The following is an 18,086-nucleotide window of genomic DNA, read 5'->3' on the forward strand; positions in this document are numbered from 1 at the left end:
TTTTTTTTGCAAATTGCGATGCAAAAAGAAAGCCGCATAGGATGCGGCTTGTATTGGATCAATGATGCTCTGTGATGAGTTAGGCTTTTTGCTGCTTCAATGAGGCCTCAGTGGCTTCTTCTTCAATCAAAGCATCAACAATAACGGCACACGCGGCATCCCCTGTGATGTTGAGCGCGGTACGGATCATGTCGAAGATACGGTCTAGGGCGAAGAGTAGTGGTAAACCTTCAATTGGAATTCCAGCCGCTAGCAAAACGGCTACTACAAGGAAAGAAGGACCAGGAACACCTGCCTGACCGACGGCGCCCAGTGTCGCTGTTACGATGATGGCAATGTAAGCGCCCATCGAGAGATCAATATTGAATAGCTGGGCGAAGAAAATTGCAACTAAACCATAATAGATGGCGTTGCCAGACATGTTGATGGTAGCACCTAACGGCAGAACAAAGGCGGCAGTTGAGTTGCGTACGCCAAGGTCGTGTTCTACGGTATCCATAGTGACAGGGAGTGTCGCCATTGATGACGCGGTTGAAAGGGCTACGGCTTGAGGCTTTTTCATCGCAAGGATAAATTTCTTAGCCGAAGTCTTGGTTAAGACCTGAATCATCAGCGGGTAAGCAATAAAGCCGAAAATTAAAATAGCCGCGACATAAACGACAAACAGTTTAAATACCACCATCAATGCACCAAAGCCAAACGTGCCGACGGCTTCAGCCATCAAACCGAATACACCGATAGGCGCGATGATCATCACTTTGTTGATCATCCACACCATGGCATCAACAATAGTGTTTACGCCATTGATGATCGGGTCACGTTTTTCTTTGCTCTGTTTAGAAATGGCAATGCCAAAGAACAAGCAAAAAACAAGGATTTGTAGAATGTTGGCATTATTCAGTGACTGGAAAACGTTGGTTGGGATCATACCCGTAATGGTTGCCCAAAAAGTAGGTAGTTCACCTTTTGCTGCGTATTCGGCAGAAAACATACCTTCAACGCCCGAAATATCGACGCCGATACCCGGTTGGAAGACTTCGCCCATTACCAGTGCCAGTGTCACGGCGAGTGCGGAAGTGACCGCAAAAAAGCTGAGTGTGACAAAACCGACTTTACCCGCCGCGTGGCTATTACCAAGGCCCGCAGCACCGGAAATAAGCGCAACGGCCACCAGTGGGATCACCAGCATCTTAATTAGGTTGATAAAAATGACACCCAGTGGCGAAAAGACGGCCGCATCGTGTCCCATCATGGCACCAACGGCAGTACCAATGATCATTGCAATGACGACTTGCACGCCAATGTTGCTTAACAAACTCTTTTTGTTTAACACTTCCATAACCTCTGTGCTAATTAATTGTAAATTCCTAGTGTTACCCACTACATAAATATCAATCGGTGGATAAATATTTCGACTAGCTTTTTACACGGATATTTTACATTTAGCAATATGGTAACAAGGTAAATTGACAAGATTATTGATAGTTCATTGACATGAAACGTGGTTTTTTCAAAAAGAAAACGTTTGCTATTTATTTTGTCAATTCAATGAGTGGTTGATTTGTGTTTTATGAATGAATTTGGCGAGGCGTAAATGTTAAAAAAAAGATCGATTTCTTGGTTTGACTCAGAAATCGATCGGGTTGGTTTTTGCTGTAAACCAATTTATTTCAACGTCGCTGCTTTCATGCTGGAAACGAAATGGCTGAGAGTCGTTAACATTTCATCTGGCTGATTAAGTCGTTGTTCAATAATTTTCACCACTGCGGATCCCGATATTGCGCCAGCGGCACCGGCGGTGATGGCCTGTTTGACTTGCTCAGGTTCTGATATCCCAAACCCAAGCAATGCGGGTGGGGCATCAAATTGGTTTAGTCTTTCCAACAAGGCATGTACTGGCATATTGGCTTTTGTTTCTGCTCCTGTCACACCGGATCGAGACAGTAGATAAGTATAGCCACGGCCAAGTTTGGCGACCGCGGCTAGGGTCTCATCACTGGCGGTGGGTGGTGCGATGAAAATGGGTTGAATCCCGTATTTGTCTGCCGCCGCGACAAATTCACGGCTTTCATTAGTCGGAACATCGGCGATCAATACTGAATCCACACCTGCATTTTTACAGCGTTGGTAGAAGTTCTCGATGCCGCGTGAATAAACTAGGTTGGCATACATGAGTAGTCCGATAGGCAGGTCGGGATATTGCGCGCGAATTTTGGTTATCAACTCAAAGCAGATATCTGGAGTCGTCCCTGCATCCAGTGCACGAATATTCGCCCCTTGGATGGTTGGGCCATCAGCGAGCGGATCAGAGAAAGGGATACCGAGTTCTAATGCGTCTGCTCCTGCTTCCACTAGCGTTTGCATGATGCGCAGTGATTGCTCTGGATCTGGGTCCCCGATGGTCACAAATGGAACAAACGCACCTTGATTGTTGTCAGCTAAACGCTGAAATAGGGTTTGATAGCGATCCATTACAGCGCTCCTTTCTCTTCTAATAGTTTATGGACGGTGAAAATATCTTTATCGCCGCGACCGGATAGATTCACGACCAATAACTGCTCTTTTTCTGGCTCGGCATACGCCATCTTCACGGCGTAAGCAACCGCATGTGATGATTCCAGCGCGGGAATAATGCCTTCGTTACGTGCGATCGATTGGAAAGCATCGAGTGCTTCGTCATCGGTAATGCTTTCGTACTCAGCGCGGCCTGTCGCATAAAGATGAGCGTGCTGAGGGCCAACAGAAGGGAAATCAAGCCCAGCGGACACCGAGTAAGACTCTTCCACTTGCCCGTTTTCATCTTGCATCAAAGGTGATTTCATACCGAAGAAAATACCTGTCTTGCCGTGCTTTAATGGCGCGCCATGCTGGTGGGTATGAATGCCTTTTCCGGCTGGCTCAATGCCAATCAAACGGACATTCTTTTCTTCAATAAAGTCAGCAAACATGCCAATCGCGTTCGAACCGCCGCCGACACAAGCAAGTACCGCATCCGGTAAACGACCTTCGCGAGCCAAAATTTGCAGTTTCGTTTCTTCGCCAATCATACGTTGAAATTCACGGACTATGGTTGGAAATGGGTGAGGACCCGCTGCTGTACCTAATAAATAGTGGGTGGTTTCATAGGTGGCAGACCAGTCACGTAGCGCTTCATTGCACGCATCTTTAAGTGTTGCTGATCCTGAATGAACGGGGATCACTTCTGCCCCCATTAGCTTCATACGAAACACGTTGGGGCTTTGGCGTTCAACATCTTTTGCACCCATATAAACGCGACATTTTAGCCCCAGTAGTGCGCAGGCCAACGCTGTTGCAACACCATGTTGCCCTGCGCCTGTTTCGGCAATAATTTCATGTTTACCCATACGCTTAGCAAGCAGTGCCTGACCAAGTACTTGGTTAGTTTTGTGTGCGCCACCGTGCAATAAGTCTTCACGTTTTAAATACAATTTGGTTTTTGTGCCTTTCGTGAGGTTTCGCGTCAAAGTTAGCGCCGTTGGCCGACCTGCATACTCTTGTAGTAACGTCATGAATTCAGCACGAAATTCAGGATCTTCCTGCGCATCAATAAAAGCTTGTTCCAATTGGTCAAGCGCTGGTACTAAAATTTGTGGAACGTATTGACCACCGTATTCGCCAAAATAGGCATCGAGTTTTGCCATGATTCGTATCCTTAGTCTCTGTGTTACTACTGAGTGATTCAGTGGTAATGAATCTGTTGTTATCCCTTGCTACTTGACCTTGCGGCTGGGTGAGTTACTCGCTTTTCAAGCCAATGGGAATCGATTTAGTGTTAGTACTGCCGAATAGCGTCGAACACTAGGGTTAGCTTGTGTAAGTCTTTTTTCCCCGGTTCGCTCTCAACACCTGAATTGAGATCGAGCCCTAAACAACCGATGTTTGCTGCTTGCTGAGCATTTTCAGGGGATAAGCCACCCGCCAACATGACATCGTTTACCTCGGTTAGTAATTGCCAGTCAAAACGTTGGCCAGTGCCGCCAGATTGCGTTCCTACTTTGGCATCGAATAAGTGACGGTCAATGTGGCGCTCAAGCTTGGTCGGTAGGCAGTCGCTCACGCCATAAGCTTTCCAGATTTCAATCTGGCTAGGTAAGTGAGCTCTCAATTGGTCAACATAGGCTTGATCTTCTTCGCCATGCAGTTGCACCGCAAAGAGTTTTAACGTCGTAGCAATCTGCGTAATGGCTTCAATAGTGTGATTTTGAAACACGCCCACGTAGCGCAGCGGCGCGCCGCTCATCGTCAAACGTGCATTGTCCAAGTCGACATAGCGTTTGGATTGCGGCACAAAAATTAAGCCACCAAACACGGCTCCAGCTTGATAGGCTTTGGCCGCATCGTCAGCATGAGTTAAGCCGCACACTTTGTTTTCGCCGAGCGTCACTTTACGTACCGCTAGCTCTAAATTTTCTTCGGCCATTAACGAGCTGCCGATTAAAAATCCATTGGCGTATTGCGAAAGTTCACGCACTTGTTGGTGAGTATAAATACCAGACTCCGAGATGATCATGGTTCCTTCTGGGAGTAAAGGTGCCAGCTGTTTAGTGCGATTTAGATCGGTTGAGAGATCGCGCAAGTTGCGGTTATTAATGCCAATAACTTTTGCTTGCAAGGCGACTGCCCGGTGCAGCTCTTCCTCATTGCTCACTTCGGTTAAAATACCCATACCCAATTGGTGAGCCACATTGGCTAGCGTTTGATAGTGTTGATCATCAAGGACGGACAGCATCAATAAAATGGCATCTGCACTGTAGTGACGAGCCAAATAAACCTGATAAACATCAACCATAAAGTCTTTGCAAATCACAGGTTGGCTTACTTGCGCGCGAACGCGTGGCAGAAATTCGAGGTTGCCTTGGAAATATTTTTCATCAGTCAAAACTGAAATGGCGTCTGCATATTGATGGTAAACCGAAGCGATATAATCCAAATCAAAATCTTGGCGAATGAGCCCTTTGGAAGGTGAGGCTTTTTTACACTCCAAAATAAAAGCGGTTTTACCCGTATTTAACGCATCATAAAACGAGCGATCCGATGCGGTTAATAAGTGTTCGAAGCTGCCCAAGGGTTGCTGCGTTTTACGCTGCTCGACCCATTCATATTTGTCATTGACGATTTTGGCCAACACTTCAGCCATTTGAGTATGCTGGGTTGAAATGTGGTCAGAAAGTTGCTCAGGCATGGGGCTTAACCTCTTTGTGCCAGTTGTTGGACAAGCTGATAGGCTTTGCCCGAGTTCATTACACTAATGGCCTGTTGTGTATTGGCTTTGAGATCTTCTTGGCCAAAAAGACGCAGCAGCAGCGCCACATTGACAGCGACGGCAGCCAGTTGCGCTGGCGTGCCTTTCCCAGTCAGCAGGTTGGTGATAATGGCGCGATTCTCCGCAGGCTCACCACCTTGAATGGCTTCGAGTGGGTAGCTTTCAACACCAAAATCTTTAGGTGTTAAGGTGTATTCGATGATGTGTCCATCACGAATTTCAGCCACTAAGGTTTCACCATGAATCGCCACTTCATCTAAACCACTGCCATGAACGACCGCTGCACGTTTCAGTCCCATTTGTAACATGGTTTGGGCAATAGGCAGAACCAGTTCTTTACTGTAAACACCCATCAGTTCAATGTTGGGGCGAGCGGGGTTAATCAGCGGTCCTAATATATTGAAGATAGTGCGCGTTTTCATGGTTTGGCGCACGGGCATCGCATGACGCACGCCACCATGATATTGCGGCGCAAATAGGAAAGCGACGCCCAAATCATCGATGGCTTGGCGAGTATTTGCAGCGCTCATCGCAAGGTTAATACCAAATGAATCCAGTAGATCAGAAGAGCCTGATTTGCTCGATACTCCACGATTACCATGTTTGGCAATTTTTACGCCACAGGCAGCAGCAACAAATGCTGCGGTGGTTGAAATATTAAAAGTATTTGAGCCATCACCACCAGTGCCGACTATGTCTGCAAAATCATAGTCTGGCCTTGGAAACGGGGCCGCGTTAGCCAATAATGCTTTGGCTGCGCCAGCAATTTCATCGGGTGTTTCACCTTTGATTTTCAGTGCCGTCAATACCGCTGCCATCAAAATAGAGTCGAGTTCACCACGGATGATGACATCAAACAGTTGCTGGCTTTCTGCTTGCGAGAGCGACTGCTGCGCGTAAAGTTTATTAATGATGTTTTCCATAAAATATCCCTATAAATCCGTTAGTGGGTGCTTTTTTCTAAAGCCCAATCGATCGCATTGGCAAGCAATGCTGCGCCATGAGTAGTCATGATGGACTCTGGATGAAATTGAAAGCCGCACACTTTATCTTGCTCTTGCACCACGGACATCACGAGCCCATCAACCTCTGCCGTGATGGTTAAACTATCCGGAACTTCAGTAGCCACTAGGGAATGATAACGAGCAATGGCTAGTGGTGACGGTAGCTGTTGGTAAATACGATGATGTTGGTGTTCCATCATCGAGATTTTTCCATGGATAATTTCGCCAGCACCCGCGACAGTGCCGCCGTAAGCTTCAACAATCGCTTGGTGACCTAAACAGATGCCAATGATCGGCACTTTGCCCTTAAGGCGTTGGATTAATTGTGGCATGCATCCCGCGTCTGCGGGCGCGCCCGGTCCGGGGGAGAGTAGCAGCAGCGGTTCATCCAATTGAAAGACCGCTTGTTCAATGCTCTGTGCGGCGATGTTGTTGCGATAAATCGTCACCGTATGGCCGAGTGAGCGGAATTGATCAACAAGGTTGTAGGTAAAGGAATCAAAGTTATCAATAAAAATAATGTTGGCCATGTCTGCTACTCCTGATGCGCGGCTTGAATTGCAGAGATCACGGCTTGTGCTTTACCACGTGTCTCGTCGGTTTCCGATTGAGGGTCTGAATCATAAACGACCCCAGCGCCCGCTTGAACTTGCGCAATACCCTGTTCGACATAAGCCGAGCGGATCACAATGCAAGTATCTAAATCGCCTTCCCCGGTAAGATAGCCTACCGCGCCACCGTAACTGCCACGGCGGGCTTTTTCCACGTTACGGATAAGCTGCATGGCGCGAATCTTCGGCGCACCAGTGAGTGTGCCCATATTCATGCACGCTTGGTAAGCGTGCAGTGCATCGAGATCGCTTCGGAGTTGACCCACCACGCGAGAAACCAAATGCATAACGTGACTGTAGCGATCCACTTTCAATAAATCAGCGACGTGGCGCGTTCCTGCTTGTGCAATACGTGCGACATCGTTGCGCGCAAGGTCGACCAACATCATGTGTTCAGCGTTCTCTTTTTTGTCGCAACGTAGCTCAAGTTCAATGCGGCTATCTAAATCAAAATCAATTGAACCATCGGTGCGTTTACCACGGCGGCGAGTCCCTGCGATAGGGTAAATCTCAATTTGGTTGGTTTCGGTGGCGTATTTCAATGCGCTTTCAGGAGAAGCGCCAAACAGAGTAAAGCGTTCGTCTTGCATATAAAACATATAAGGGCTTGGATTGCTCTCTTTCAGTTTTTTATAAGCAGCAAGTGGTGAAGGGCAAGGCAGAGTAAATCGGCGAGAAGGGACCACCTGAAAAACATCGCCTTTCACGACAAATTCTTTTAACGCTTGAACGGTCTTGCAAAACTCTTGGTCAGAAATATTCGTTGTCACGCTTACGTTAGCTACGGTTTTGGCTTGCGGTAGTAATTTGGGTGCGGCACATTGCTGCGCGATCTCTTGTAAACGAGTAATTAATGTTTCGCGCATTGTTGGCGTGGGGTTAAAAACACTGGCTTGCAACTGACAATGCTCAGTTTTATGGTCAATCACCAACAAGGTTTCTGCGATGTAAAAAACGTAGTCTGGACACTGATTAGTCGTATCGGCATTTCCTAGCGGTTCGAAGTTGGCCACCAAATCGTAGGCAAATAAACCGCCTAGAAAGAGGGCATGTTTATCGTGATGACGAAGATCGAAACTGTGCTGCACGAGACGTAGTGCATCAAAAGAAGAGGCTTCGCGTAGGCGAGAATCTTCGTCTAGCGTGTCACATGGTGCTTGAAATTGAAGTGTTAAGGTATTTTGTTGTAACTGATGTTCAATATCCGTTTTAATATTACGCTGTAGATGTTCGATGAGCTGTTGACCATTGTCTGTCAATGCGTGAAAAGTGACAACGTGACCAAAGCAAGTGATGCGCACGGCAGCATCAACCAATAATAGACTTTTGAGATCCTGTTTTGAGTCGATCTCGGCGGATTCTAATAGCAAACAATCTGTTTTTGACTCACATAGCGTATGAAATAGACGTGTTGGATCTTGGGTATAAGGCACGGACATATTGATTACGTCAATTTGGCCTAAGCTTTTAATTTCAATGGTCTTATTCACAAGACCTCCTTGATGAATTTTAATGTTCCTGTCGTCCATACTCGCATAATCCTCTTAGAGACCCAATCTTCACTTTGGGGGTTTCGCTGTTTTATTGCGCAATGTAATGTGAGCTATTCGACAAAATAAAAAGCCCGCTCATTGAGGCGGGCTTTGTGAATTCGTGTTCTATTTTAAAAGTACACGGTTGCCCACCAAGAACTTGTCCAAGTGTGCCACCAATTGAGCTCAGATGAAGCTGCGCTTAAATTGTGATTATGGTTTTGGTTAAATTCTTGTAACATGGTCAACCTCAAATACGTGCCTTGCATTTGTGTACTAGTTAACTAGTGCGAGAGTGAAAAGTCAAGCCTAAAAGATGGCCAAAATAAAATTATGAGAATTGATCTACATAGCCACACCACTTCTTCAGATGGCAGGTTATCGCCGCAAGCGTTAATCGATAGGGCGCTAAGCTTTGATATTGAGGTATTGGCGATCACTGATCACGATACGACTGATGCATTAACTATTGCTCATGACTATATTAATCAGCAACAATTACCCATCACCTTGATCGATGGCATCGAGATTTCCACGGTTTGGCAAAATAAAGATATTCATATTGTTGGGCTCAACATCGACTCAAACGCTCAAGCTTTGCAGCAGTTAATTGAGCAGCAAAAGGCACATCGTGTGCAGCGCGCACAATTGATTGCACAACGATTGCAAAAAGTGACACGTGAAGGGGTGTTAGAAGAGGTGCAAGCCATCGCCGGAGAGGCACCGATTACTCGTGCGCATTTCGCAAAATGGCTGGTTGAACAGGGTTTTGCGAAGAACATGCAGCAGGTGTTCAAAAAGTTTCTCACCCGCGATAATCCCGGGTATGTACCACCAAGTTGGTGCTCGATGACCGATGCCGTTGAAGCAATACACGCCGCTGGTGGCCAAGCGGTATTAGCGCATCCTGGACGATATGACTTGACGACCAAGTGGCTCAAGCGCTTAATAACGGCGTTTGTAGAAGCGGGTGGTGACGCTATGGAAGTGGCACAGCCACAACAAGCGCCACAAGAAAGACGTAATTTGGCCGATTATGCCATACAATACAATCTATTAGCTTCTCAAGGCAGTGACTTTCATTACCCCTCACCTTGGATGGAACTGGGGCGAAATCTTTGGTTGCCTTCTGGCGTCGATCCTGTCTGGAAAGATTGGGGTTTAAGCCCCGTAGATAGACTCAATAATGAGGAATTACAATGAGCCAGTTTTTTTACGTTCATCCAGAAAACCCGCAGACTCGCTTGATTACTCAAGCGGTTGCCATTATCCGCAATGGCGGAGTTGTTGTGTACCCAACGGATTCTGGTTATGCACTAGGCTGCCAGCTAGAAAACAAACAAGCATTAGAGCGTATTTGCCAAATTCGCCGCCTTGATGATAAGCATAATTTTACCTTGCTGTGCCGTGATTTGTCAGAGCTCTCTTTTTATGCGCGTGTAGATAATACCGCTTTTCGCTTGCTAAAGAATAACACACCTGGCCCTTATACGTTTATTTTCAAAGGGACCAAAGAAGTGCCACGTCGGTTGATGAATGCGAAGCGTAAGACGATAGGTATCCGTGTGCCTAATAACCGTATTGCACTTGATTTACTTGAAGCGTTAGGTGAACCGCTAATGTCCACTTCACTTATTTTGCCCGGCAACACCCATACAGAATCGGATCCAGAAGAGATTCGGGATCGCCTTGAGCACGCCGTGGATGTCATTTTAAACGGGGGTTATTTAGGTGAACAGCCGACGACAGTGATTGATTTCAGTGAAGATGAGATGGTGGTTGCTCGCGTGGGAGCGGGCGATCCAACACCTTTTGAATAGCTTTTGAGTAGGCCATCAAAACGAGTGCTTTTTGGCGTAGAATTTGAGATACTATGCGGCCGCGATTTTGGGGTCGCATTTTTTCATTCGACGTCTGTGAAGACGACACATAGGTAGATAAATGAGCGAAAAGTTACAAAAAGTTTTAGCACGAGCTGGTCATGGTTCTCGTCGTGAGTTAGAAGCTTTGATTAGAGCAGGACGTGTCAGTGTTAATGGCAAGGTAGCTATGTTGGGCGAGCGTCTAGAAGATGATAACGCAGTTGTGCGTATTGATGGACATGCTGTTTCCGTTAAAGCGCCAGAAGAGGTTATTTGTCGAGTGCTTGCTTACTACAAACCGGAAGGTGAGCTTTGTACACGTCATGATCCAGAAGGTCGTCGGACGGTATTTGATCGTCTACCTAAAATTCGTGGTTCGCGTTGGATTTCAGTTGGCCGCTTAGATGCCAACACCTCAGGCTTACTTCTCTTTACTACCGATGGTGAATTGGCTAATCGCCTTATGCACCCAAGCCGTCAAGTAGAACGCGAATATTTAGTGCGTGTTTTTGGCGAAGTGAACGAGCAGAAAGTGCGTAACCTCGTTAAAGGGGTTGAGCTAGAAGATGGCTTGGCACGCTTTGAAGATATCGTTTACGCTGGTGGTGAAGGTATGAACCATACTTTCTACGTCGCGATTAACGAGGGCCGTAATCGTGAAGTTCGTCGTCTTTGGGAATCTCAAGATACCACAGTGAGCCGTTTGAAACGCGTTCGTTATGGCGAGATCTATTTGGACAAAAAACTGCCACGCGGCGGTTGGATGGAACTGGATCTTAAAGATGTAAACTATTTACGTGAATTGGTTGAACTGCGTCCTGAAAAAGAGACGATGCTAGATTTGAGCAAAGACAACACTTCACGTACTCGTGAGCGTGCGCGTAGCCAAAAAATTCGCCGTGCCGTTAAGCGCCATGAAGAGCGCGTAACGACGACAGGCAAGCCTAAAAGTCGTACGACCAATGGTACAACGACGAATGGTAAAAAAACTAACGGTACGACAACCAATGGCACAACGACTGGCCGTCGCAAGCCTGCTTCAAGTACCCGTAACAGTGGTGCCGATGGTAGCCGCGGCACTGGTCGGCCTCAAACTGGTAAAGCGAAAGCGCCACGTCGATAAGCGAAACTTTCTCGTTGCCTGTTAATTGATATTTAAATCCCGAGCTAAGCTCGGGATTTTTTCGTTTAAGACATTGATAATAAAATAAAAATTAAAACAATAGAGTTGGTATTGAGCACTTGTGCATGATTGACATCCCTATGTTCATATTTTCTGGTATTAAGTGAGTAGAGTGAAGAAACAGGCTACATGTGGCATGTATGGTATGGTTGACTAAATTTTAGTGATGCTACAATGTTACGATCATAAGCGGGTACATTTGGAGTCAGTTAAACATGGATAGAGCAGGCATCTCAGCCGTTAAAGTGGCACTTATCTACGCAACATTTGCCGTGCTCTGGATATTATTCTCGGATATGACAGTCGAATTATTGCTAGATAACGCCCAGTTGCGCGCTCTCGCTCAAACCTATAAGGGGTTGATGTTTGTCATTATTACCGCCTTACTTTTGCTCATGTTGGTGCTTAGAGGGAATCGCTTACTAGAAAAGGCCAATGATATGGACAGCCTCACTGGGCTGCACAGTCTTAGTATGTTTGTGCGTACTCTCAATATCACGATCAAAAAATTAAAGTCTAATGAGCGATTTATTCTTTGTTACCTCGATGTCGACGATTTTAAAAGTATCAACGAAACTCTGGGGTTTGAGCGTGCAGATGCATTTTTGCAGGATTTAGCTCACGATATTAACGAAATGACTTTGCCCGGCTCATTAGTATCGCGCTTACATGCCGATCAGTTTGCCAGTTTTGTAAAGTTGAGTGACGCTGTAGATATGGATTCTCATGTTCGGAGCGTCCAACGTCTGTATACCCATCGGGCCAAGCAACACAATATTGAAACAACTTGCTGCATAGGTGTTGCCATTTACCCAGCCGATGGTATCAGCGCCAAAGAACTGATGGTTTCCGCGACTGAGGCTCTTAATGTTGCAAAGAAACAAAAGAATGCCATTCAGTATCATGACAAAACATTAACAGAAAAAGCGATGCAGCGCCGGCAAATGGTCCTCGACCTGCGCTTAGCGATCGACGACGATAGCTTAACGATTGTATATCAACCTAAATATGACCTAAAAACATTAACAGTCAACGGTGTCGAAGTACTGATTCGTTGGAACCATCCTGTTAAAGGCGCTATCTCGCCTGATGTTTTTATCCCATTAGCCGAGGACAATGGCTTGACGGGCGCTATCTCCAAATTTGTGGTTGGAAAAGTATCACAGGAGCTGGGGCGTTCAGGAATATTGGGGACACAAATTAAACACGTTGCTGTTAATGTCTCCGCGACTGAGTTCAATAATGCTGATGAGATGTATGAACTCACGCGATTTATTCAGCAGCATGAGAATTTGAACTCATTCATACGCATTGAAATTACGGAAACAGCAACGCTTACCGATATGAAAAAGAGTGTTGAAATTATTTCTAATCTGCAATCTAACGGGATTACTTTTTCCATCGATGATTTTGGCACGGGTTATACGTCACTTACCATGCTCAAAGATCTTACTGTAGATGAAATCAAAATTGACCGCAGTTTCGTCTCTGAAGTAGAACATGATGATCGCTCAAGAACGATAGTGAATGCCATTATTGCTATGGCGCAAAGTTTTGACATCAATATTGTGGCAGAAGGCGTAGAGACAGCCAACCAATTGAAAATTTTGCAGACAATGGGCTGTCAACAAGTGCAGGGCTACTACCTAGGACACCCAATGCCAGTGGAAGATCTTATTAACCATCTATCTTTGAATATTAATTAAAAATCTCACCTATAAAATGAGTAGTACGCTCAGTACTTATTAAGCTGATGAGGTACGTATTTAGCGAGTTTGGTTGACTGCCGCTTCTTTGCAAGGCCGCTTCTTCACCCTCATGCACTGACTCTCAAAGCAAGAGGGCGAAGATTTTTCATACCAAGCTTCAGTTACCTAATTCAGCATAGTGTTCCTAAAAAAGATAAGTCTCATAACGAGCAAATGACAAACGATGGCTACAAGGTTTGCTGTAGTTGGAAATAGCGGCCTTGTTTGGCCAATAACGCTTGGTGGCTACCGTATTCTACGATTTCACCTTGTTCAATCAGGCAAATAGCATCCATTGTTTCTAACTCGACCAAGCGGTGCGTAATAAAGAGGACCGTTTTATGCGCAAAATGCTGCTTAAATAGAGCTAGAATTTGCTGCTCGGTTTGTTTATCCAAGCCTTCCGTGGGTTCATCGAGTAAGAAAATTGAACCGTTGTGGAGCAGCGCGCGCGCGATACCAATGCGGCGTTTCTCTCCACCAGAGAGCTGACGGCCGCCGTCACCCAGCCATGCGTCCAAACCTAGATCGTCCAATAGAGTATGTAAACCGACTTGCGTTAAGGCGTGAGCTAACTGTTGATCGTTTGCGCTTGGATTGGCCATCGCGAGGTTGTCTCGCAGCGTGCCATTGAGTACATCTACACGTTGGCTAACCACACTGATGGTTTGGCGAAGTTCGTTCTCATTCCACGCTGTTAAGTGGGTACCTGCAATAGAGACGCTACCTTGCTGTGGATCCCAATAGCGTGACAGCAATTGCATTAAGGTTGATTTGCCCGAGCCTGTTTGCCCCACTATCGCAACGCGATGCCCTGCGGGAATATGGAGGTTGACACCGCGTAGCACATCTTGGCTGCTGTCAGGATAGTGAAAGGTTACGTCTGAAAATTCAATATCGAATTGACCTGAGTGCTGAGTTAAAGCGGTAGGAAATTGAACTTCAGGCTCAGCCAGAATAATATCGTTGAGGCGGCGAGCAGAAGTGAGTGTTTGCCCTAAATGTTGAAATGCACCAGCAATCGGCATCAGCAGCTCAAAACTTGCCATAGTTGCAAAAGCCACCAGTGCAATCATCGGGTCGGGTTGATTACCTGCCACACCATCGGCGGCAAGCCAGATCACTAACACAAGCGTCCAGCCATTAGCGAGCATGAGCAGTGCTTGTGCAAGGCCAGAAAAATGAGCGTTAGCCAATTGATTGACCAGCAATTTTTGCTGCGCTCTAAGAATCGCTTCACGGTAACGGTTTTCTGCACCAAACAGGGTCAGTTCACTGTAGCCTTGCAACCAGTCAAGCGTTGCAATACGCAAATCCGCCTTGTGCTGGGTGAGCTCGGCACCATTACGCTGACCCAGTTTATAAAAGAGGACAGGCCACACGAGCAGTAGCGTCAGAAGAATTGCACCAAGGGTTAAGCCAATGGCAGGGTCGAACCAACATAAGAATGCCGTTAACGCACTAATGCCCAGTACACCCACGGTTACTGGGCTGATTAAGCGTAAATAGACGTGATCCATAGCATCGATATCTGCCACTAGACGGTTGAGTAAATCAGCGTCTCTGAGGTTTGACACACGACCTGGGATCAGTGGCGCGAGTTTTTGGAAGAAGAAAATACGCAGATCCGTCAGCAGCTTGAATGTAGCATTATGGCTGACAACACGCTCACCCCAACGTCCTGCAGTGCGTCCCATGGCAAACCCACGTACAAACGCGCCCGGTAGCATGTAGTTGAATGTTTCACGAGCAATGGTTAAGCCAGCAATGGCCGCTGCGGATAAAAACCAGCCGGATAAGGTCAGTAGGCCAATCGAGGCAAACAGGGTTAAAAAGGCCAGCAGCATGCCGAGAGATAAACCAAACCAGTGCTTTTTATACAATTTAAGGTAAGGGATGAGATCACGCATCAAGGTTCCCCTTATTGGCTTCATCAAGCGCTTGATTAGCTTGTAACATATCTGAAAACAGACCCTTTTGCTGGCTGAGTGTGTTGTAATCGCCTGTTTGAACTATCGCCCCATTTTGCATCACCAAAATCTGTTGCACCGATTTTAATGGTGCTAATTGGTGCGTCACGATTAAAGCGGTGTGGTGTTGAATTTGGCGGTTCAAACCTTGCATCACTAACTGTTCGCTGCGGGCATCTAAGCTGGCGGTTGGTTCATCAAGTAGCCAAAAATTGCCGTTTTGTAGCAGCGCGCGAGCAAGTGCAATTCGCTGAGCTTGTCCGACAGATAATCCACCGGATCGATCGGTGATGGCGTAATCCAAACCATGTTTGTCGACAAATTCAGCCGCATAGGCATTGTCTAAAGCCGAATGAAGCGCTTCGTCACTCATGTCATGCTTGCCGAGGCTGATATTCTCAACGATGGTTCCGTGCACCAATAGTGGGTTTTGCCCAACCCAACTGATCTGCTTACGCCAGCTGGTATGCTCAAGATCGCTCAGTTCAATACCATTGATTTTCAAACTGCCTTGGTAAGGCATGAAGCCTAAAATGGCGTTTACTAAGCTGGTTTTACCTGCACCGCTTGGCCCGACAAGCGCAGTGGTTGAATGGTTATCTAACGTAAATGAAATTGGACCGACCAAGCGTTTTCCTTCTGGACTAAACACTTCGAGATCTTGCGCTACAATGCCAATCTGCTGTGCACCGTCGAGCGAGATAGATCCTGATTTCACCTTGCTGATGTCTGTTTCCAAAAACTCGACAATGCTTTCAGCCGCGCCGACAGCTTGTTGTTTGGCGTGATAAAAGGTGCCCAAATCACGTAATGGTTGATAAAACTCAGGCGCAAGGATCAAGATAAATAGGCCGGAAAATAGAGTTACGGCTGTACCGTAGTAGCCGAAATTCAACTCGCCAATAAAGCTAAAACCAAAGTAAACGGCGGTGATGGCGATCGATATCGAGGTGAAAAATTCTAACACTGCTGATGATAGAAAGGCGATTTTCAATACATCCATTGTGCGAGTGCGAAAGACTTCAGAAGCGCCTTTAAGCTGATCGGCTTCGGCTTGTGTGCGGTTGAATAGGCGTATTGTAGTCATCGACTGCAGGCGATCATAAAAGTGACCAGATAACCGCTGCAGAGCTTTGAAATTTTTACGATTAGCATCGGCTGCTTTCATACCGACTAAGGCCATAAACAGCGGCACTAAGGGTGCGGTGATTAAGAAAATCAAACCCGCCGCCCAGTTGACGGGAAAGACCACAATCAAAATCATAAACGGGATCAACACAGATAATGACATCTGCGGTAAATAGCGCGCAAAAAAGTCCTGCATGTTTTCGATTTGTTCAAGCAGTAATGTTGCCCATGCACCGGCAGGTTTACCTTTAATGTAAGCAGGGCCCAACTCGCGAACTTTATCCAGTATTAACTGACGGATATAAATGCGGATCTGCTCTCCGCAGCGAAAACCCGCAATTTCACGCCCCCATGCGCACGCGGCACGTGCGGCAATCGTCACCACCAAACCAAGAAAATAGGGAATGAGCTCTGCTTTATCAACTTGTTCAATAATCAGTTGATGCAGAATGGAGGCGAGGAGTGCGGCCTGAGCCAGCAAAAACACACTTGATAATACGCCAAGGCCAACAGCAATCATTAACCAGCGTTTTGCCAGTTTACTTTGCTGTTTGAGCCAATTATTCAAGCTACGTTGCTTTTTCTTATCCATTTCGAAGGCTTAATGAGAATTATTATGTAAACGGAAGGGCGGTAGTATACAAAATAAAGCCCGATGGATATACCACCGGGCTGTAGGGTTTTGTTATAAAACTGGAAAATAACCTTTTGCTTACTTGCCGTTCATGCCTACTTATCGTTCAAGCTATCTAGGTAACGTTCCGCATCTAAGGCGGCCATACAACCTGTTCCTGCCGAAGTGATCGCTTGGCGATAGTTGTGATCCATCACATCACCAGCAGCAAACACACCTTCAATACTAGTTTGAGTTGCATTACCATCAAGGCCAGATCTGACCACGATATAGCCTTCTTTCATCTCTAGCTTACCAGCAAACATGTCGGTATTCGGTTTGTGACCAATCGCGATAAAGACGCCCATCACGTCCAGATCTTCTGTCGTTTCTGATTGGGTGTGTTTCATACGAACACCCGTCACGCCAGTCTCATCACCTAAGACTTCCTCTAAGGTACGGTCAGTGTGTAGCACTATATTGCCGCTTGCGACTTTATCCATCAGACGGTTAATCAGTATTTTTTCTGCGCGGAACGAATCACGGCGGTGGATGAGGTGAACTTGTGCCGCAATATTAGATAGATAAAGCGCTTCTTCCACCGCGGTATTGCCGCCGCCCACTACTGCAACTTTTTGGTTACGATAGAAAAAACCATCGCAAGTAGCACAAGCGGAAACTCCTCGTCCTTTAAAGGCTTCTTCTGAACCTAAACCTAGGTAACGTGCGGATGCACCTGTTGAAATGATCAGAGCATCGCAGCTATATTCTGCACTATCGCCTTTAAGGCGGAATGGCCGCTGTGAAAAATCAACTTCATTAATATGATCAAACACAATCTCGGTTTCGAAGCGCTCGGCATGCTCTTTCATTCGCTCCATTAAAGCAGGGCCCGTGAGGCCTTCGGCGTCTCCTGGCCAGTTTTCTACTTCTGTAGTGGTCGTTAACTGACCACCTTGCTGCATACCGGTAACGAGAACTGGATTAAGGTTAGCGCGAGCTGCGTAAACGGCTGCCGTATAACCAGCCGGGCCAGAACCAAGAATAAGAAGTTTGCAATGTTTCACGTTGCTCATGGGGACTCCAGTATCGAAAATGCTCGAAAATTTAACACGATTGTAGGGAATATCTCGAGTCAATTAAAGCGATTA

15 protein-coding genes and 1 other annotated feature are annotated in these 18,086 nt (G+C 46.4%); of the genes, 4 read left to right on the forward strand and 11 right to left on the reverse strand.

All coding sequences use genetic code 11. The features are described 5' to 3' along the window. Positions 1 to 79: 79 nt before the first annotated feature. The 8 genes from EXZ60_RS02505 to EXZ60_RS02540 all read right to left on the reverse strand — a co-directional run bounded on the left by EXZ60_RS02505 (position 80) and on the right by EXZ60_RS02540 (position 8,673). Positions 80 to 1,339 (reverse strand): dicarboxylate/amino acid:cation symporter, encoded by a 1,260-nt coding sequence (locus tag EXZ60_RS02505; protein ID WP_038171785.1) that lies wholly within the window; start codon positions 1,337 to 1,339, stop codon positions 80 to 82. A gap of 326 nt (positions 1,340 to 1,665) precedes the next feature. After that, positions 1,666 to 2,472 carry a tryptophan synthase subunit alpha gene (trpA, locus tag EXZ60_RS02510; protein ID WP_017047754.1) on the reverse strand — a complete coding sequence of 269 codons (807 nt, stop codon included), beginning with the start codon at positions 2,470 to 2,472 and terminating at the stop codon, positions 1,666 to 1,668. Further along, on the reverse strand, positions 2,472 to 3,662 hold the full coding sequence (gene trpB, locus EXZ60_RS02515; RefSeq protein WP_013857145.1) for a tryptophan synthase subunit beta: 1,191 nt from the start codon (positions 3,660 to 3,662) through the stop codon (positions 2,472 to 2,474). Before trpB ends, trpA begins: the two co-directional genes overlap by 1 nt. A gap of 131 nt (positions 3,663 to 3,793) precedes the next feature. After that, on the reverse strand, positions 3,794 to 5,203 hold the full coding sequence (gene trpCF, locus EXZ60_RS02520) for a bifunctional indole-3-glycerol-phosphate synthase TrpC/phosphoribosylanthranilate isomerase TrpF (protein ID WP_277435235.1): 1,410 nt from the start codon (positions 5,201 to 5,203) through the stop codon (positions 3,794 to 3,796). A gap of 5 nt (positions 5,204 to 5,208) precedes the next feature. After that, entirely contained in the window at positions 5,209 to 6,207 is a 999-nt protein-coding gene (gene trpD / locus EXZ60_RS02525) for an anthranilate phosphoribosyltransferase (protein ID WP_088721135.1), read from the reverse strand. Between the two features lie 20 nt (positions 6,208 to 6,227). Then, positions 6,228 to 6,818, reverse strand: a complete 591-nt coding sequence (locus EXZ60_RS02530) for an aminodeoxychorismate/anthranilate synthase component II (RefSeq protein WP_017042020.1) — start codon at positions 6,816 to 6,818, stop codon at positions 6,228 to 6,230. A 5-nt stretch (positions 6,819 to 6,823) separates the two neighbouring features. Then, positions 6,824 to 8,389: an anthranilate synthase component 1 gene (locus tag EXZ60_RS02535; protein WP_277435236.1), complete on the reverse strand. Its 1,566-nt coding sequence runs from the start codon at positions 8,387 to 8,389 to the stop codon at positions 6,824 to 6,826. 124 nt (positions 8,390 to 8,513) lie between these two features. Further along, positions 8,514 to 8,616, reverse strand: a sequence feature (Trp leader region). Then, entirely contained in the window at positions 8,563 to 8,673 is a 111-nt protein-coding gene (locus EXZ60_RS02540) for a trp operon leader peptide (RefSeq protein WP_033197383.1), read from the reverse strand. (Overlaps the previous feature by 54 nt.) 91 nt (positions 8,674 to 8,764) lie before the next feature. Between EXZ60_RS02540 and EXZ60_RS02545 the strand changes: the two genes are divergently transcribed. From EXZ60_RS02545 to EXZ60_RS02560, 4 genes are all read left to right on the forward strand, one after another. Beyond that, entirely contained in the window at positions 8,765 to 9,634 is an 870-nt protein-coding gene (locus EXZ60_RS02545; protein WP_017042022.1) for a PHP domain-containing protein, read from the forward strand. After that, a complete protein-coding gene (locus EXZ60_RS02550; protein ID WP_013857139.1) occupies positions 9,631 to 10,251 on the forward strand; it encodes an L-threonylcarbamoyladenylate synthase in 621 nt (206 codons plus the stop codon). The genes EXZ60_RS02545 and EXZ60_RS02550 overlap by 4 nt, the downstream gene beginning before the upstream one ends. 121 nt (positions 10,252 to 10,372) lie before the next feature. Then, a complete protein-coding gene (gene rluB, locus EXZ60_RS02555) occupies positions 10,373 to 11,416 on the forward strand; it encodes a 23S rRNA pseudouridine(2605) synthase RluB (RefSeq protein ID WP_013857138.1) in 1,044 nt (347 codons plus the stop codon). Between the two features lie 275 nt (positions 11,417 to 11,691). Beyond that, positions 11,692 to 13,182 (forward strand): bifunctional diguanylate cyclase/phosphodiesterase, encoded by a 1,491-nt coding sequence (locus tag EXZ60_RS02560; protein WP_277435237.1) that lies wholly within the window; start codon positions 11,692 to 11,694, stop codon positions 13,180 to 13,182. A gap of 230 nt (positions 13,183 to 13,412) precedes the next feature. Here the strand turns inward: EXZ60_RS02560 and cydC are convergent, their stop codons facing one another. From cydC to trxB, 3 genes are all read right to left on the reverse strand, one after another. After that, entirely contained in the window at positions 13,413 to 15,134 is a 1,722-nt protein-coding gene (cydC, locus tag EXZ60_RS02565) for a cysteine/glutathione ABC transporter ATP-binding protein/permease CydC (protein WP_277435238.1), read from the reverse strand. Then, the gene (gene cydD, locus EXZ60_RS02570) at positions 15,127 to 16,914 is read right to left on the reverse strand and encodes a cysteine/glutathione ABC transporter permease/ATP-binding protein CydD (RefSeq protein WP_277435239.1); all 1,788 of its coding nucleotides are present in this window, start codon (positions 16,912 to 16,914) and stop codon (positions 15,127 to 15,129) included. The genes cydC and cydD overlap by 8 nt, the downstream gene beginning before the upstream one ends. Before the next feature lie 137 nt (positions 16,915 to 17,051). Further along, on the reverse strand, positions 17,052 to 18,011 hold the full coding sequence (gene trxB, locus EXZ60_RS02575; protein WP_029388171.1) for a thioredoxin-disulfide reductase: 960 nt from the start codon (positions 18,009 to 18,011) through the stop codon (positions 17,052 to 17,054). Positions 18,012 to 18,086 lie beyond the last annotated feature (75 nt).

The organism is Vibrio sp. 1151_11 (genome assembly GCF_029478525.1).
In the GTDB taxonomy this organism is placed as follows: Bacteria; Pseudomonadota; Gammaproteobacteria; order Enterobacterales; family Vibrionaceae; genus Vibrio; species Vibrio anguillarum.

What these genes read in the sequence shown, in the direction of transcription:
- EXZ60_RS02505 (WP_038171785.1), bottom strand. Translation starts at nt 1,339, where the DNA reads ATGGAAGTGTTAAACAAAAAGAGTTTGTTAAGCAACATTGGCGTGCAA.
- EXZ60_RS02540 (WP_033197383.1), bottom strand. Translation starts at nt 8,673, where the DNA reads ATGTTACAAGAATTTAACCAAAACCATAATCACAATTTAAGCGCAGCT.
- trpA (WP_017047754.1), bottom strand. Translation starts at nt 2,472, where the DNA reads ATGGATCGCTATCAAACCCTATTTCAGCGTTTAGCTGACAACAATCAA.
- EXZ60_RS02550 (WP_013857139.1), top strand. Translation starts at nt 9,631, where the DNA reads ATGAGCCAGTTTTTTTACGTTCATCCAGAAAACCCGCAGACTCGCTTG.
- cydD (WP_277435239.1), bottom strand. Translation starts at nt 16,914, where the DNA reads ATGGATAAGAAAAAGCAACGTAGCTTGAATAATTGGCTCAAACAGCAA.
- trpB (WP_013857145.1), bottom strand. Translation starts at nt 3,662, where the DNA reads ATGGCAAAACTCGATGCCTATTTTGGCGAATACGGTGGTCAATACGTT.
- EXZ60_RS02545 (WP_017042022.1), top strand. Translation starts at nt 8,765, where the DNA reads ATGAGAATTGATCTACATAGCCACACCACTTCTTCAGATGGCAGGTTA.
- rluB (WP_013857138.1), top strand. Translation starts at nt 10,373, where the DNA reads ATGAGCGAAAAGTTACAAAAAGTTTTAGCACGAGCTGGTCATGGTTCT.
- cydC (WP_277435238.1), bottom strand. Translation starts at nt 15,134, where the DNA reads ATGCGTGATCTCATCCCTTACCTTAAATTGTATAAAAAGCACTGGTTT.
- trxB (WP_029388171.1), bottom strand. Translation starts at nt 18,011, where the DNA reads ATGAGCAACGTGAAACATTGCAAACTTCTTATTCTTGGTTCTGGCCCG.
- trpD (WP_088721135.1), bottom strand. Translation starts at nt 6,207, where the DNA reads ATGGAAAACATCATTAATAAACTTTACGCGCAGCAGTCGCTCTCGCAA.
- EXZ60_RS02530 (WP_017042020.1), bottom strand. Translation starts at nt 6,818, where the DNA reads ATGGCCAACATTATTTTTATTGATAACTTTGATTCCTTTACCTACAAC.
- EXZ60_RS02560 (WP_277435237.1), top strand. Translation starts at nt 11,692, where the DNA reads ATGGATAGAGCAGGCATCTCAGCCGTTAAAGTGGCACTTATCTACGCA.
- trpCF (WP_277435235.1), bottom strand. Translation starts at nt 5,203, where the DNA reads ATGCCTGAGCAACTTTCTGACCACATTTCAACCCAGCATACTCAAATG.